Here is a 14,932-nt window from a genome sequence, read left to right on the forward strand (position 1 = left end):
GCTCCCGGGCCCCCCCGGGCGGGGGCGGCCCCCCGCCCCCCCCCGGCGGCGGGCGCCCGGGCAGCCCCGGGGCGCGTGCGGCCCCCGCCGCCCACCCGCCGGGGGGGGGGGCCCCCCCACGACCTGCACCGCAAGGCCCAGTGGCCCCTGGTGAGCGCCCCCGTCACCCGGCGCGCCGACCTGCTCGCGGACGCGTCGGAGCACACCGCCCTGCTGGACGCCCTGATCGCCCGCGACCTCGCCGTGGTCCAGTCGCTGGTACGGGAGCACTTCACCGGGGCGCCCGGCTGACCGGCGCGCCCTGTCGCGACGCCCCCGCACCGTCCGGGCTCACACCGCGGCGGCCGGCGGGGTGAGCTGGGCGGCCAGCCAGGTCGGTACGCCGCCGAGCAGCCGGAAGAGCCGGGACGCCTCGGCTCGCAGCCGGGCCGCCTCCGGTTCGGGCTCCGCGTCGGCGAGCGCCGCGAGTGCCGGGGCCGTGCCGACGAGATAGCCCAGCTCCTCCCTTATCCGCAGGGACTCCGCAAAGCCGTGCCTGGCCTCGGCGAGTTCTCCCTCCCGCAGGGCGAGCGAGGCGAGATGGCGCCAGGTGAAGGAGAGCAGCAGCGTCTGGCCGTGCGCCGTGGCGCCCGCGTGGGCCCGGCGGTAGGCCGCGCGTGCCGACTGGGCCGAGTCGGCGAGGTCCTGGGCGATCAGCCCCCGGCGGAAGTCGAGGAGCGGGCGCCCCGGCGACCCCGGCGCGATCAGCGCGGCCGCCCTGCCCATCGCGGCCCGTGCCTCGTCGGCCCGGTCCCGTACGCCCAGGAGCGTCGAGGCGTAACCGAGTTGGCCGCGTTCACAGGCGGCGGCACCCCGTGCCTCGTCGCTGCGGGCGAGCGCCTCGGCCGTCCGCAGGGCGTCCTCCGCGTCCGTCCAGCCCTGCTCCGTGTAGAGACACCGCTCGATCAGCAGCGCGGCCCGGTGCAGGGCCGCTTCGGCGTCGTGCTTCGCGTGCGGTTCGAGCAGGGCGGCCGCGTCCGCCCAGCAGCCGCGCGAGCGCAGCCGCCATACCGCGGTCTGGAGTGGAGGATCGTCATCAGCTGTCGTTCCGTAACCAGACATGGCGGTATAGGCCACATCGCCCTCCCCGAGCGCGCCATCGAGCTGTTGAGTCTGCGCGCATCTCAGCACGGATTGGCACGCCGGGCCAAGAGGTTGGGTGAATCAATTCACAATCTTGCGGCTCCGCGCGGACCCCCGGCGGTACCCCGCAGGTCAGCTCATCCGCAGGGCCAGGAAGAAATCGAGCTTGTCCTCAAGACGCGACAGATCACGTCCCGTCAACTGCTCGATCCGGCCGACGCGGTAGCGCAGCGTGTTGACGTGCAGGTGCAGCCGGGTCGCGCACCGGGTCCACGAGCCGTCGCAGTCCAGGAACGCCTCCAGGGTCGGGATCAGCTCCGCCCGGTGCCGCCTGTCGTAGTCCCGCAGCGGGTCGAGCAGCCTGGCGGTGAACGCCCGGCGCACATCGTCGGGGACGAACGGCAGCAGCAGGACGTGCGAGGCCAGCTCGTGGTGGCCCGCCGCACAGACCCGGCCCGGCCGGGCCGCGGCCACCCGCCGTGCGTGCCTGGCCTCCTCCAGGGCGCCGCGCAGCCCCTCGGCCGAGTGCACCGATGCGGAGACCCCGAGCGTCAGCCGCCCGTCGTCGGCGAGCCCCGCCGTGAGCGGTTCGCGTACGGAGGTGAGCAGCTCGTCCGCGTGCAGCCCGGCGTCCGAGCCCTGGTCCGCGTCGCCGTCGCCGGCCCCCTGGGCGAGCGGCGGAAGCGGGACGAGCGCGATGGCCTCGTCACCCGTGTGGGCCACCGCGATCCGGTCGGACGAACCAGGACCCGATCCGCCCGGCAGCGCCTGCTCGACCAGGATCTCCTCAAGGAGCGACTGGGCCACCGGGCCCGCGTCGATCGCCGCTCCTTCCTGCTGGTCCCAGTCGACCCGGGCGACGACCACCTGCCAGCGCGGAGCCGTCCCGATGCCCGGCATCAGCACCGGCGCCGCCACCCGCAGCCTGGCCGCGATCTCGGCGGGCGGCGCACCCGTCTGGACCAGTTCGAGTACTTCCTGGGCGAGCCTGCGCCGTACGGTCCTGGCCGCGTCCCGGCGGTCGCGTTCGACGGCGATCAGCTGGGTCACACCCTGGAGCAGATCGAGCCGGGCGGCGGGCCAGTCGCCCGCGTCCGCCTCGACCGCGAGCAGCCAGTCGGAGAGCACCGTCTCGCGCACATCGCGCAGGCCGGAGGCCGCGCCGCGCCCGCCGCCGCGTACCGGGAAGAGCGAGTACGAGGTGGAGCCCACCATGACCCGGTGCGGAGCGCGGCGCCCGGTCCTGGTCGCGGCGAGGTGCCCGGCGGCCAGCACGGCGCCGGTCCCCTCCGGCAGCGGGGCGCCCGCCCCGGCGATCTGCCGGCCGGTGGGCGAGAGCACCCAGGCGTGCAGGTCCAGGTCGGTGGTCAGCAGGTCGAGCACCACGTCCGGGCCGCCGCCCGCCGGGCCCGACGTCATCAGCCTGCGGTGCCGGTCCACGACCGCCGCGAGGTCCCCGGCCCGCTCACCCGAGACCTGCCGCACCACGTACTCGGTGACGACCGCGAAGGCGACCGACTCCTCCACCGCGAAGATCGGCAGCCGGTGGCGCACACACGCCTCCACCAGGTCACGGGGGATGTCGCCCAGCTCCGCCTCGCCCGCCGCCAGCCCCGCGACCCCGGCGCCCGCCAGGATCCGTACGAACGGCTCGGAGTCCTCTGCCGAGCGCCGCCAGGCGAGCCCCGTCAGGACCAGTTCACCACCGGTGAGATACCGGCTCGGATCACGCAGATCCGTCGTCATCACACCACGGACCGTGCGGTCCAGCTCGTCCTCACCGCCGAGCAGCCGCAGGCCCAGCGCGTCCGTGTCCAGCAGTGCGCGCAGCCGCATCTCGTCGCCGCCGATCCGTGTCGTACGCCGTCCCGGTGCAGCCGGTCGGCGGAACTTGTCGTTTCCAGAGGAAAGCCAAGAGGTAACTGAACCCCGTCTTTCGTTCGAACATACAAGACGACCAAGGACACCAGCCAACTCCTTCATGGTTTCGGTGACTGCACCCCGCCCCGCCCGGCTTGTGTACTTGTGCCGTCAAGCGTGAACAGCAGATGAACGTCCAGTCGAGGGCCGGCCGTCCCGGGCCCCAGCGAACAACCCGAATGAGAAGAAGAGAGCCGCTTCATGGACTTCCTTCGCCCCGCCAGCTGGGAGGAGGCGCTCGCCGCCAAGGCCGAGCACCCCACGGCTGTGCCGATCGCCGGTGGTACCGACATCATGGTGGAGATCAACTTCGACCACCGCCGGCCCGAGTACCTCCTGGATCTGAACCGCATCGGCCTCCTCGGCGAGTGGCATGTCGGCGAGGAGACCGTCCAGCTGGGCGCGTCCGTTCCGTACGCCAGCATCATGGAGAACCTGCGCACGGAACTGCCCGGTCTCGCGCTCGCTTCGCACACCGTCGCCTCCCCGCAGATCCGCAACCGCGGCGGTGTCGGCGGCAACCTCGGCACCGCGTCGCCCGCCGGTGACGCCCACCCGGCGCTGCTCGCCGCCGGCTGCCAGGTCGAGGCCGAGTCGGTGCGCGGCTCCCGGCTGATCCCCATCGACGACTTCTACACCGGGGTGAAGCGCAACGCGCTCGCCCCCGACGAGCTCATCAAGTCGGTCCACTTCAAGAAGGCCGACGGCCCGCAGCAGTACTCCAAGGTCGGCACCCGCAACGCGATGGTCATCGCGGTGTGCGCCTTCGGTATCGCCCTGCACCCCGAGACCCGCACGGTCCGCACCGGCATCGGCTCGGCGGCCCCGACCCCGATCCGGGCGAAGGCGGCCGAGGACTTCCTGAACGCGGCGCTCGACGAGGGCGGCTTCTGGGAGAGCGGAAAGATCATCACCCCCTCGATCGCCAAGCAGTTCGCCGGGCTGGTCTCCGGAGCGGCGAACCCGATCGACGATGTCCGCGGCACGGCGAGCTACCGCCGTCACGCCATCGGCATCATGGCCCGCCGCACGCTCGGCTGGACCTGGGAGTCGTACCGCGGCAACGGCCGCAGCACAGAGGGAGTCGCATAATGCGCGTGAACTTCACGGTCAACGGCCGTCCGCAGGAGGCCGACGACGTCTGGGAGGGCGAGAGCCTGCTCTACGTGCTCCGCGAGCGCATGGGCCTGCCCGGTTCCAAGAACGCCTGTGAACAGGGCGAATGCGGTTCCTGCACGGTGCGGCTCGACGGTGTCCCGGTCTGCTCCTGCCTGGTCGCCGCCGGTCAGGCCGAGGGCCGCGAGATCGTCACGGTCGAGGGCCTGGCGGACTACGCCAAGCACCGCGACGGCGCCCACCCGGGCACCGGATGCTCCTCATCCGGCTGCGGCACCAGCCTGGACACCGCCAAGCGCTGGCAGTCCAGGCCCACCGACGGCCGCACCGGTGAGGCCGGTGAACTCTCCCCGATCCAGCAGGCGTTCATCGACGCCGGCGCCGTGCAGTGCGGTTTCTGCACCCCGGGTCTGCTGGTCGCCGCCGACGAACTCCTGGAGCAGAACGCCTCGCCGTCCGACGCGGACATCCGTGAGGCGCTCTCCGGCAACCTCTGCCGCTGCACCGGTTACGAGAAGATCCTCGACGCGGTCCGCCTCGCGGCCGCTCGCCAGGAAGAGACGGTCTGATCATGGGCGTCACTGGTTCCCCCACCAGCATCGAGCAGGGTTCCAAGACCAAGGGCGGTATCGGCGAGTCCACGCTCCGGCCCGACGGCACCCTCAAGGTCACCGGAGAGTTCGCGTACTCGTCCGACATGTGGCACGAGGACATGCTCTGGGGCTTCACTCTCCGCTCCACCACCGCACACGCCGAGATCAGGTCGATCGACGTCTCCGAGGCGCTCGCGACCTCCGGTGTGTACTCCGTGCTCACCTACGACGACCTGCCCACCGAGATGAAGAACTACGGCCTGGAGATCCAGGACACGCCGGTTCTCGCCCATGGGAAGGTCCGCCACCACGGCGAGCCGGTGGCGCTCGTCGCGGCCGACCACCCGGAGACCGCACGCCGGGCCGCGGCCAAGATCAGGATCGAGTACGCCGAGCTGCCCGTCATCACCGACGAGGCATCGGCGCTCGCACCGGACGCGCTGCTCGTCCACGAGGGCCGCGACGACCACCACATCGGCCACGTCCCGCACCCGAACATCGTGCACCGCCAGCCGATCATCCGCGGCGAGGCCGACGAGGCCGCGAAGCGCGCCGACGTCATCGTCACGGGCGACTACGTCTTCGGCATGCAGGACCAGGCGTTCCTCGGCCCGGAGTCCGGCCTCGCGGTGCCCGCCGAGGACGGCGGTGTCGATCTGTACGTCGCCACCCAGTGGCTGCACTCCGACCTCCGGCAGATCGCCCCTGTGCTCGGCCTGCCCGAGGAGAAGGTCCGGATGACGCTCTCCGGCGTCGGCGGCGCCTTCGGCGGCCGCGAGGACCTGTCGATGCAGATCCACGCCTGCCTGCTGGCCCTCCGCACCGGCAAGCCGGTCAAGATCGTCTACAACCGGTTCGAGTCCTTCTTCGGCCATGTCCACCGCCACCCGGCGAAGCTCCACTACGAGCACGGCGCCACCAGGGACGGCAAGCTCACCCATATGAAGTGCCGGATCGTGCTGGACGGCGGCGCCTACGCGTCCGCGTCCCCGGCCGTCGTCGGCAACGCCTCCTCGCTCTCCGTCGGCCCGTACGTCATCGAGGACGTCGACATCGAGGCCATCGCGCTCTACACCAACAACCCGCCCTGCGGCGCCATGCGCGGCTTCGGCGCGGTCCAGGCGTGCTTCGCGTACGAGGCGCAGATGGACAAGCTCGCGGCGGCGCTGGACATGGACCCGGTGGAGTTCCGCCAGCTCAACGCCATGGAGCAGGGCACCAAGCTGCCGACAGGGCAGGTCTGCGACTCGCCGGCGCCCGTCGCCGAACTGCTGCGCCTGGTCAAGGCGCGTCCGCTGCCGCCCGAGCAGCAGTGGCTCGCGGCAGGCGAGGAGGCGGACGTCCGCGCCCTGCCCGGCGGGCTCTCCAACACCACGCACGGCGAGGGCGTCGTACGCGGTGTCGGCTACGCGGTCGGTCTCAAGAACGTGGGCTTCTCCGAGGGCTTCGACGACTACTCCACCGCCCGGGTGCGGATGGAGGTCATCAACGGGGAGCCGGTGGCGACCGTGCACACCGCGATGGCCGAGGTCGGCCAGGGCGGTGTCACCGTCCACGCGCAGATCGTCCGGACCGAACTCGGTGTCAGCCAGGTGACCATCCACCCGGCCGACACCCAGGTCGGCTCGGCCGGTTCGACGTCCGCGTCCCGGCAGACGTACATGACCGGCGGCGCGGTGAAGAACGCGGCGGAGGCGGTACGCGAGAAGGTCCTGGAGATCGGCCGGGCCAAGCTCGGCACCTACCACCCGGCGTGGGCCACGGCCGAACTCCTCCTGGAGGGCGGCAAGGTCGTCACCGACGGCGGCGAGGTCCTGGCCGACCTGGTCGACGTCCTGGAGGACGAGGCGGTGGACCTGGAGCTGGAGTGGCGCCACCGTCCCACCGTCGCCTTCGACCTGGTGACGGGCCAGGGTGACGGCCACGTCCAGTACTCGTTCGCCGCGCACCGCGCGGTGGTCGAGGTGGACACCGAGCTGGGCCTGGTCAAGGTCATCGAGCTCGCGGTGGCCCAGGACGTCGGCAAGGCGCTCAACCCGCTCTCCGTCGTCGGTCAGATCCAGGGCGGTACGACGCAGGGCCTGGGCGTCGCGGTGATGGAGGAGATCATCGTCGACCCGAAGACCGCGAAGGTGCGCAACCCCTCCTTCACGGACTACCTCATCCCGACGATCCTCGACACACCGACGATCCCGGTCGACGTACTCGAACTGGCCGACGAGCACGCGCCGTACGGACTGCGCGGTATCGGCGAGGCGCCGACCCTGTCGTCGACTCCGGCCGTCCTCGCGGCGATCCGCAACGCGACCGGGCTCGAACTGAACCGGACGCCGGTCAGGCCGGAGCACCTCACCGCCACCTGACCGCCCCAGCTCTCCGGGCGGCGTGTGCCTCCTAGGAACGTCACACTTCCCAGCGCACGCCGCCCGGAGCCCTCAGTGCCGCTCCGCTCGCGGTCCATGTCCCACAGACCCCACAGACCCCACAGACCCCACAGTGCAGTACCCAGTTCGCCTCGGGCCGTCCCCCGGGTCGTGCAGCCCACGCACCATCCCAAATCCCGCATCTTCAATCTTCAGGCGGGTGCCCCTTTGAACCTTGGGAGTAGGCACCATGACCCAGCAGTCCCTTGAGCCGGAGACCGTTCCGGAAGACGCCGGCGACGGCACGCGCCAGCCGGCCGGAAGGTCCTGGCTAGACCGGTACTTCCACATAACGAAGAGAGGGTCGACAGTCGCGACGGAGGTGCGCGGCGGCATCACCACCTTCATGGCGATGGCGTACATCATCCTCCTCAACCCGGTGATCCTGTCCGGGGCCGATGTCACCGGCCACCACCTCAACGGCGGCCAGATCACCACCGCCACCGCGCTGGCGGCGGCCGTCACCACCCTGGTGATGGGCTTCATCGGCAATGTCCCGCTGGCCCTCGCGGCGGGACTCGGCGTGTCCGCAGTGATGGCGTACCAGGTCGCCCCGGAGATGACCTGGGGCAACGCGTTCGCGATGTGCATCATCTACGGCGCCATCATCGTGCTCCTGGTCGTCACCGGGCTGCGCGAACTGATCATGAACGCCATCCCCCTGGCGCTGAAGCACGCCATCACCATGGGGATCGGCCTCTTCGTCTGTCTGATCGGCCTGGTGCAGGCCGGCTTCGTCACCGGGATGAAGGGACCGGGCGGCATCGCCGGAGCCAAGCCGCTCCAGCTGGGCACCAGCGACATGCTCACCGGCTGGCCGGTGGTCTGCTTCGCCGTCACCCTCCTGCTGATCTTCGCCCTCCAGGTCCGCAAGGTCCCCGGCGCGATCCTGATCGGCATCGTCGGCGGCACCATCTTCGCGGCGATCGTCCACCAGGTCGCAGGTCTCAGCCAGAAGGACTGGGGACTCAACGCCCCCGCGCTGCACGGCTCGCCGGTCAGCGCACCCGACTTCGGTCTCTTCGGCAGTGTCTCGTTCAGCGGTATCGGCCATGTCGGCGGCATCACCGTCGGTGTCATCGTCTTCACCCTGGTGCTCGCCGGGTTCTTCGACGCCATCGGCACGATCATCGGCGTCGGCCAGCAGGCCAACCTCGTCGACCGGGACGGGAAGATGCCGGGGCTGAACAAGGCCCTGACCATCGACGGCGCCGGCGGCATCGTCGGCGGTCTCGCCGGGGCGTCCGGCCAGACGGTCTTCGTCGAGTCCACCGCGGGCGTCGGCGACGGCGCGCGCACCGGCCTCGCCAGTGTCGTCACCGGTCTCGGCTTCGCGCTCTGCCTGGTCTTCACCCCGCTCGCCCAGCTCATCCCCACCCAGGTCGCGTCCGCCGCGCTCGTCGTCATCGGCTCGATGATGCTGACCAACGCCAAGCACATCGACTGGAACGACCAGGCCACCTCCATCCCGGTGTTCCTGACCACCGTTCTGATGCCGTTCGCCTACTCGATCACCGTGGGCATCGCGGCCGGTGTCATCTCCCACGTCCTCATCAAGGCCGTCCAGGGCAGGTTCCGGGAGATCGGCTGGCTGATGTGGGTGCTCACCGCAGTGTTCCTCGCCTACTTCGCACTCCATCCCATTGAGAGCTGGCTGGGCGTCAGTTAAGCCCGAGCCCTTTCACATATCCGTGAGGAGACCGACATGCTGGACATCGCCGAAGAACTGAACCGGTGGGTCGAGCAGGGCCGCGAGTTCGCCGTCGCCACCGTGGTGGCGGTCGGCGGCAGCGCACCGCGCCGCCCGGGAGCCGCGCTCGCGGTGGACACCGAGGGCACCGCGATCGGCTCGGTCTCCGGCGGATGTGTGGAAGGGGCGGTCTACGAACTGTGCCAGGAGGCCCTGGAAACGGGCCGTACGGTCGTGGAACGCTTCGGATACAGCGACGAGGATGCCTTCGCCGTAGGTCTGACCTGCGGCGGAGTCATCGACATACTGGTCACCCCGCTGCGCGCCGACGCCCCGTCACGGCAGACATATACGGCGGCCCTGGCCGCGGCGGCCGATGCCACGTCGGCCGCCGTGGTCCGGGTCACCGACGGCCCCGGGGAACTGCTCGGCCGCGCGGTGCTGGTCCACACCGACGGATCGTACGAGGGGACGCTCGGCGGCCACCGCGAACTGGACCGTACCGCCGTCGCCGAAGGGCTCGCCCTGCTGGACGCGGGACGCACCGAGACCGTCACCATCGGCGAGGACGGCTCCCGCTGCGGACGCCCGCTGACGCTGCTGGTCGAGTCGAGCGTGCCGCCGCCCCGAATGATCGTCTTCGGCGCGATCGACTTCGCGTCGGCCCTGGTCACGGTCGGCAAACTGCTGGGCTACCGGGTCACCGTCTGCGACGCGCGCCCGGTCTTCGCGACCGCCACCCGCTTCCCGGACGCCGACGAGATCGTCGTCGACTGGCCGCACCGCTATCTGCAGTCCACCGACGTCGACAGCAGGACCGCGCTCTGCGTCCTCACCCACGACGCCAAGTTCGACGTGCCGCTGCTGAAACTGGCCCTCACCCTGCCGGTCGCCTATGTCGGCGCGATGGGCTCCCGGCGCACCCACCTCGACCGGAATGCCCGGCTCCGCGAGGTCGGCGTCACCGAGCTGGAACTGGCCCGCCTCCGCTCGCCCATCGGCCTCGACCTGGGCGCCAGGACCCCCGAGGAGACCGCCCTCTCGATCGGTGCGGAGATCATCGCCCATCGGCGCGGCGGCACCGGAGTCCCGCTCACCGGCGCCCACACCCCCATCCACCACGACAGTTCGACGGGCCCGGCCGGCCGGATAGGCTCCGTCGCCTGAGCACCCGGGCAGTGCGTGCACGGGGGACACGCACTGCCCGGCTTCACCCGATCGGGGTAATTAGGTGTCCTGAGGGGGTACGGGGTGGAACGTGCGGGCATCGAAACACGTCTTCGGGGCCGACCGGCAAGAACCCCGAGAGGCAGTGGTGTACATGGCCGTCGACGCATCGAGTGTCACCGTCCCCCGACAGCCGGGCGACGGAGACCGGACGTCGAGAGGCCCCGGGCGCGACGGACCCCTCAGGGAAGTGGCCAGATCCTGGGCGCTCGTCCTCTCCCTGGTGCCGCTCGGCCTGCTGGCCGTGGCAGCCTGGTACGGGCAGTACGTACGCCCCAGCGCCGACGAGTGGTGCTTCCTGCCGTACGTACGTGACCACGGCATCTCCGGGCTCACCGGAAAGTTCTACTTCCACGACAACGGCCGGATCGCCAACGGCTGGCTCGTCGGCCTCTACGCCGAGCCGGGGGTGCCGGGCCACCAGTGGTTCGGTCTGGTCAGCGGTGTGCTGATGGTGGGGCTGCTCTGGGGGGTGACCGCGCTGGCCGTCCGGGCCGGCCGGCTCACCGTGCCGCGCGGCGTGCCGCTCCTGGTGGCATCCGTCACCGCTGTGGTCTTCCTGTTCGCCACCCCGAACACGTACAAGACGTTCTTCTGGCCAGCGGCCTCCGTCTCGCACACCGTGGCGCCCGTGCTCGCCCTCGCCGCGGTGATCCCGGCGCTGCTCGCCCGCTCCGTGCGCGGCCGTATCGCCGCCCTCGTCGTCGCCGTGTTCGCGGGCACATTCCTCGGGACGCTCTCCGAGGAGACCTCGGTGGTGCTCCTGGTGGTACTCGCGGGTGTCGTGCTCCTCGCCGGGCAGGTCTTCACCGAGGCCGTACGGACCTTCGTACGCCGCTGGTCGCTCGCCATGATGGCCGGGGTCGCCATCGGTGTGCTGCTCCTGGTGACGTCACCGGGCTCGCGCCACCGCCGGGAGAAGTTCGGCGCCGGGACCTCGATGCTGGCGCCCTCCTCGCTCTCCGCCTCGCTGCACCAGTACGCCCACATCCTCTGGACGGTCCTGTCGACCTGGCAGTACCTGGGCGCGGTGGCGGCCGGGCTCGTGCTCGGTCTCGTGGCACGCCGGGGGAGGTCCGGGGCCCTGCTGCCGTGCCGCCCGTTCCTCCTGGCGGGCGCGGCCGTGGCTGCCTTCCTGGTCTCCGGCTACCTGTGCGCCGTCATCACCTACCCGGTGTTCGGGAAGCACCTCGTGACCACCCAGCGCACCTGGAACGACTATCTGCTGCTGTACGTCCTGCTGCTCGTCGGCATCGGTGCGCTGCTGGGGCGCGCGGTACGGCTGCGTCCGCCCGGGGCGCTGGCCGTGACGGCCGCCGCCGGCGTGGTCTGCGCCGGGGTCTGCGTCTCACTGGCCGTACCGCTGCACACCCTCGGTCACCAGATGCACGTCAGGGCCGAGAAGTGGGACCGGCAGGACCAGTGGCTGCGGCAGCAGTCGGCGGAGGGCGCGAAGGTGCTGCCGTACAAGCCGCTCCATGTGGCCAGGATGCTGGAGCCCTTCAGCAAGAAGCCGCATGGCTGGCCCGCCAGTTGCGTCGCCGACTACTACCACGTCGACCGCGTCACCCACGCGAAGCGGCTGCCCTGACCGGGTCTTCTCCTGGCCCGGACGCCGCGCCCGAGTCGATGGCCCAGCGGGCCAGCAGGAACGAGACGGGAGTGACGAGGACACCGGCCACGACAGCGGCGATGTCCTCGTTCATCCCGAGCATGCTCACCGCCAGATAGAGCAGGATCCCGCTGCCCACGACATTGACCAGACCGGAGAGCGGGTAGCGCGCGAACGCGCGCCAGGTGGGGCGGGTGCGGCAGGTGATGTACGAGTTGAGCAGGAACGACACGGTGATGCCCACGGCCCAGCCCAGTACATGGGCCGCCAGATACGGCAGCCAGTGGTTGAGCGTGGCGAACACCGCGTAATAGACAGCGGTGTTGGCGACCCCGATGGCCGCGAACGTGACGAACTGGCCCAGTGTGCGCCTCTTCGCGGGCGCGGTGGGCCCGTCCTGCCGAGCCGTCGGCCGGGACCCGGCCTGCTCCCCCGGCGGCGGGGGAGTGGGCGGCACGGAGGACGGGCGCGTGACGTCGGGGGTCATGAGGCCGGCCGCGCCTGGCCCGCGCTCTCCAGCGGGGGGCGCGGCGAGAAGTCCCTGGCACGGTCGTTGGTCTCGCTGACCACGTAGTGCGGCCTGCGCTTCGACTCGTGGTAGATCCGCCCGACGTACTCACCGATGACCCCGAGAGTGGCCAGCTGGATTCCGCTCAGTGCGACGATCGCGGTGATCAGCGTCGTGTATCCGGGGGTGTCGACCCCGTCGAGCACCACGTTCCCGATGATGTACGCCGCGTAGACCAGCGCCGAGAGGAAGAGGCAGAGGCCCGCGTGGATGGCGAGCCTGAGCGGCTTGCTGTTGAACGAGAGCAGCCCGTCGATGCCGTAGTTGAGCAGATGACGGCCGCCCCACTTCGACTCGCCGGCCGCCCTCTCGACGTTCTGGTAGGTGAAGCTGACGGTGTCGAAACCGATCCAGGAGAAGATGCCCTTGGAGAAGCGGTTGCTCTCCGGGAGCGCGAGGACACTGTCGACCGCGCGGCGGGAGAGCAGCCTGAAGTCGCCCGCGCCGTCGATGACTTCGACATCCATGCAGCGCCGGACGAGCCGGTAGTACATCCGGCTGAGCGCGGTCCGCAGGGCGCCTTCGCCGGTGCGGTCGCGCTGGGCGACGACCTGGTCGTAGCCGTGCCGGTGCAGGTCGAGCATGCGCGGCAGGAGCGTGGGCGGATGCTGGAGGTCGGCGTCCATCAGGACCGCCGCGTCACCCGCGGCCATCCGCAGCCCGGCGAGCATCGCCGACTCCTTGCCGAAGTTGCGGCTGAAGGAGGTGAAGCGCACTCGTGAGTCGTCGGCCGCGAGCCGGCGGAGTTCGCTCAGGGTCCGGTCACCGCTGCCGTCGTCGACGTAGCAGATCTCGAATGTCTCCCCGGTCGGTTCGAGCGCGGTGACCAGGGCGGTATGAAAATCACCGATCACCTCCGCTTCGTTGTAGCACGGTACGACAACCGAAAGGTGGACCATCGTCATTCACTCCGTGTCTGTCGTGCGAACGGCGATTTCCCTCCGGAAATCGCTACCCATGAAGAACGGAGGTGAGGGCGGCGGGGTTGCCTGTCGTGACCAAACCGATTCAGACTTTGCGTCACCGGGCGATCACCATCGAAAAGGATGCGAACGGTGGCGAGTCGGACCGGCGGCGGGGGCCGGGCCCGGTGTATGGCTCAGCCCTGCGGGACCTTCCCGGACCTGCGCGGGTGGGTGAGTGCGGCCTCCCAGTACTGCTTGGGGTCGGCCTGCTGAAGGGCCTCCTCGGCGAGTTTCCGCGCCTCCGCGAGAACATCGCCCTGCTCCTGGACGAGCTGGTCGTATATCGGCGAACCTGGGGTGGAGGAGTAGCTCACTGTCGTACGTTCCTTAGATCTCGGGTTCCCGTCCAGCCGCTGATGCCCGGAAAGTGCCGGACCATGCACGTCCGGCCGCTCCGCGCCCGCCGGAGCCGTGGTGCGGACCCGCCCGACCAGCCAGGAGTCTTGAGTTGAACACCTCATCCGTCTCCCCGCACCGGATGGATCCGGCCGGCGGCTGCCCGCACGCGGCCAACGCGCGGCTCCTGGCGGGCGGCGCCGTGGTCCCGGTCGTGCTCCCCGGCGAGGTCGCCGGGGCGGCGGTCCTCGGCCACGCGGCGCTCCGGGAGTTCCTCGCGCACCCCGATGTCGCCAAGGGGCCGCAGCACTTCACGGCGCTCCGGGAGGGGCTGATCGAGGAGGGCTGGCCGCTGCGGACCTTCGCCACCGTGCGGTCCATGACCACGGCCGACGGCGCCGACCACCGGAGGCTGCGTTCCCTGGTGAACCGGGCGTTCACCGGGCGCCGGGTGGAGTCGCTGCGGCCGCGGACCGAGACGCTGGCCGCCGGGCTGCTCGACGGACTGGCCGCCGCGGCGGACGGCGACGGCACGGCCGATCTGTACCGGTCGTACGCGCTTCCGCTGCCGATGGGGGTGATCTGCGAACTCCTCGGGGTGGACCCGGAGCACCGGGAGCGGCTGCACCACCTCTCCGAGCTGGTGGTCTCCACCGCCATCGGTCCGGCGGACGTGGTGGCGGCCAACCAGGAGATGGCGGCCGTGCTGGCCGCGGTCGTGGCGGCCCGGCGCGAGCGGCCCGGCGACGACCTCACCAGTGCGCTGATCGCCGCCCGTGAGGAGGACGGCGACCGGCTGAGCGAGGCGGAACTGACCGGCACCCTGCTTCTGATGATCGTCGCGGGACACGAGACGACCATGAACCTCGTCATCAACGCGGTCCGGGCACTCTGCGCCCACCGGGACCAGCTCGCTCTCGTTCTCGCGGGCCGCGCCACCTGGCTGGACGTCGTCGAGGAGACGCTGCGCTGGGACAGCCCGGTGAGCTTCTTCCCCTTCCGCTACCCGGTCCGCGATCTGACCCTGGCGGGCACCGTCGTGGAGCGCGGCACCCCGGTGCTCGCCGGGTACGCGGCGGCGGGCCGTGACCCGGCCGTCCACGGGCCGGACGCCGACCGGTTCGACATCACCCGGGACGCCCGCCATCTCTCCCTCGGGCACGGACCGCACTTCTGCCTGGGCGCCCCGCTGGCCAGGCTGGAGGCCACCATCGCCCTGGAACAGCTCTTCACCCGTTTCCCCGGACTGGAACAGGCCGTGCCCGACCGGGAGTTGCCCCGCCCCGCCAGCTTCGTGGGGAACGGCGTGCGTGAGCTTCCCGTACGGCTCGGACCCGACCGGGGCGCACCGGGCCGCTGA

Annotated in this window: 12 protein-coding genes and 1 pseudogene; 8 read left to right on the forward strand and 5 right to left on the reverse strand. The window is 71.1% G+C overall.

Translation table 11 applies throughout. The features are described 5' to 3' along the window. Positions 1-291, forward strand: a pseudogene (locus tag ACFXBC_RS01075) (hypothetical protein); the annotation flags it as partial. 39 nt (positions 292-330) lie between these two features. Here ACFXBC_RS01075 and ACFXBC_RS01080 read toward each other — a convergent pair. Both ACFXBC_RS01080 and ACFXBC_RS01085 read right to left on the reverse strand, forming a co-directional pair. Further along, positions 331-1,101 carry a hypothetical protein gene (locus ACFXBC_RS01080; protein ID WP_385017089.1) on the reverse strand — a complete coding sequence of 257 codons (771 nt, stop codon included), beginning with the start codon at positions 1,099-1,101 and terminating at the stop codon, positions 331-333. A gap of 153 nt (positions 1,102-1,254) precedes the next feature. Further along, positions 1,255-2,958: a PucR family transcriptional regulator gene (locus ACFXBC_RS01085; RefSeq protein ID WP_385016989.1), complete on the reverse strand. Its 1,704-nt coding sequence runs from the start codon at positions 2,956-2,958 to the stop codon at positions 1,255-1,257. Positions 2,959-3,243: 285 nt separating this feature from the next. On the opposite strand from ACFXBC_RS01085, the gene ACFXBC_RS01090 reads away from it, so the two are divergent. From ACFXBC_RS01090 to ACFXBC_RS01115, 6 genes are all read left to right on the forward strand, one after another. Beyond that, positions 3,244-4,134, forward strand: a complete 891-nt coding sequence (locus ACFXBC_RS01090) for an FAD binding domain-containing protein (protein WP_385016992.1) — start codon at positions 3,244-3,246, stop codon at positions 4,132-4,134. Then, positions 4,134-4,727: a (2Fe-2S)-binding protein gene (locus ACFXBC_RS01095; RefSeq protein WP_385016995.1), complete on the forward strand. Its 594-nt coding sequence runs from the start codon at positions 4,134-4,136 to the stop codon at positions 4,725-4,727. Before ACFXBC_RS01090 ends, ACFXBC_RS01095 begins: the two co-directional genes overlap by 1 nt. 2 nt (positions 4,728-4,729) lie before the next feature. Beyond that, on the forward strand, positions 4,730-7,114 hold the full coding sequence (locus tag ACFXBC_RS01100; protein WP_385016998.1) for a xanthine dehydrogenase family protein molybdopterin-binding subunit: 2,385 nt from the start codon (positions 4,730-4,732) through the stop codon (positions 7,112-7,114). A gap of 250 nt (positions 7,115-7,364) precedes the next feature. Then, positions 7,365-8,843, forward strand: coding sequence for an NCS2 family permease (locus ACFXBC_RS01105; protein ID WP_385017000.1), 1,479 nt, complete (start codon positions 7,365-7,367; stop codon positions 8,841-8,843). A gap of 36 nt (positions 8,844-8,879) precedes the next feature. Further along, entirely contained in the window at positions 8,880-10,031 is a 1,152-nt protein-coding gene (locus ACFXBC_RS01110; protein ID WP_385017002.1) for an XdhC family protein, read from the forward strand. Between the two features lie 154 nt (positions 10,032-10,185). After that, complete coding sequence (locus ACFXBC_RS01115; RefSeq protein WP_385017004.1) at positions 10,186-11,682, forward strand: DUF6056 family protein; 1,497 nt, start codon at positions 10,186-10,188, stop codon at positions 11,680-11,682. On the opposite strand, the gene ACFXBC_RS01120 is transcribed toward ACFXBC_RS01115, so the two are convergent. From ACFXBC_RS01120 to ACFXBC_RS01130, 3 genes are all read right to left on the reverse strand, one after another. Further along, entirely contained in the window at positions 11,657-12,190 is a 534-nt protein-coding gene (locus ACFXBC_RS01120) for a GtrA family protein (RefSeq protein WP_385017007.1), read from the reverse strand. The genes ACFXBC_RS01115 and ACFXBC_RS01120 overlap by 26 nt on opposite strands. Then, positions 12,187-13,170 (reverse strand): glycosyltransferase family 2 protein, encoded by a 984-nt coding sequence (locus ACFXBC_RS01125; protein ID WP_385017010.1) that lies wholly within the window; start codon positions 13,168-13,170, stop codon positions 12,187-12,189. The genes ACFXBC_RS01120 and ACFXBC_RS01125 overlap by 4 nt, the downstream gene beginning before the upstream one ends. A 200-nt stretch (positions 13,171-13,370) precedes the next feature. Then, positions 13,371-13,550 carry a hypothetical protein gene (locus tag ACFXBC_RS01130; protein ID WP_385017012.1) on the reverse strand — a complete coding sequence of 60 codons (180 nt, stop codon included), beginning with the start codon at positions 13,548-13,550 and terminating at the stop codon, positions 13,371-13,373. A 164-nt stretch (positions 13,551-13,714) separates the two neighbouring features. Here ACFXBC_RS01130 and ACFXBC_RS01135 point away from each other — a divergent pair, with 164 nt between their 5' ends. Then, positions 13,715-14,932 carry a cytochrome P450 gene (locus tag ACFXBC_RS01135; RefSeq protein WP_385017092.1) on the forward strand — a complete coding sequence of 406 codons (1,218 nt, stop codon included), beginning with the start codon at positions 13,715-13,717 and terminating at the stop codon, positions 14,930-14,932.

It is taken from the genome of Streptomyces sp. NPDC059398 (assembly GCF_042751845.1).
Lineage (GTDB): Bacteria > Actinomycetota > Actinomycetes > Streptomycetales > Streptomycetaceae > Streptomyces.

Excerpts from the sequence above, each read along its gene's own strand:
- ACFXBC_RS01085 (WP_385016989.1), bottom strand. The coding sequence starts at position 2,958 with ATGCGGCTGCGCGCACTGCTGGACACGGACGCGCTGGGCCTGCGGCTG.
- ACFXBC_RS01095 (WP_385016995.1), top strand. The coding sequence starts at position 4,134 with ATGCGCGTGAACTTCACGGTCAACGGCCGTCCGCAGGAGGCCGACGAC.
- ACFXBC_RS01100 (WP_385016998.1), top strand. The coding sequence starts at position 4,730 with ATGGGCGTCACTGGTTCCCCCACCAGCATCGAGCAGGGTTCCAAGACC.
- ACFXBC_RS01110 (WP_385017002.1), top strand. The coding sequence starts at position 8,880 with ATGCTGGACATCGCCGAAGAACTGAACCGGTGGGTCGAGCAGGGCCGC.
- ACFXBC_RS01080 (WP_385017089.1), bottom strand. The coding sequence starts at position 1,101 with ATGTCTGGTTACGGAACGACAGCTGATGACGATCCTCCACTCCAGACC.
- ACFXBC_RS01115 (WP_385017004.1), top strand. The coding sequence starts at position 10,186 with ATGGCCGTCGACGCATCGAGTGTCACCGTCCCCCGACAGCCGGGCGAC.
- ACFXBC_RS01125 (WP_385017010.1), bottom strand. The coding sequence starts at position 13,170 with ATGGTCCACCTTTCGGTTGTCGTACCGTGCTACAACGAAGCGGAGGTG.
- ACFXBC_RS01135 (WP_385017092.1), top strand. The coding sequence starts at position 13,715 with ATGGATCCGGCCGGCGGCTGCCCGCACGCGGCCAACGCGCGGCTCCTG.
- ACFXBC_RS01105 (WP_385017000.1), top strand. The coding sequence starts at position 7,365 with ATGACCCAGCAGTCCCTTGAGCCGGAGACCGTTCCGGAAGACGCCGGC.
- ACFXBC_RS01090 (WP_385016992.1), top strand. The coding sequence starts at position 3,244 with ATGGACTTCCTTCGCCCCGCCAGCTGGGAGGAGGCGCTCGCCGCCAAG.
- ACFXBC_RS01120 (WP_385017007.1), bottom strand. The coding sequence starts at position 12,190 with ATGACCCCCGACGTCACGCGCCCGTCCTCCGTGCCGCCCACTCCCCCG.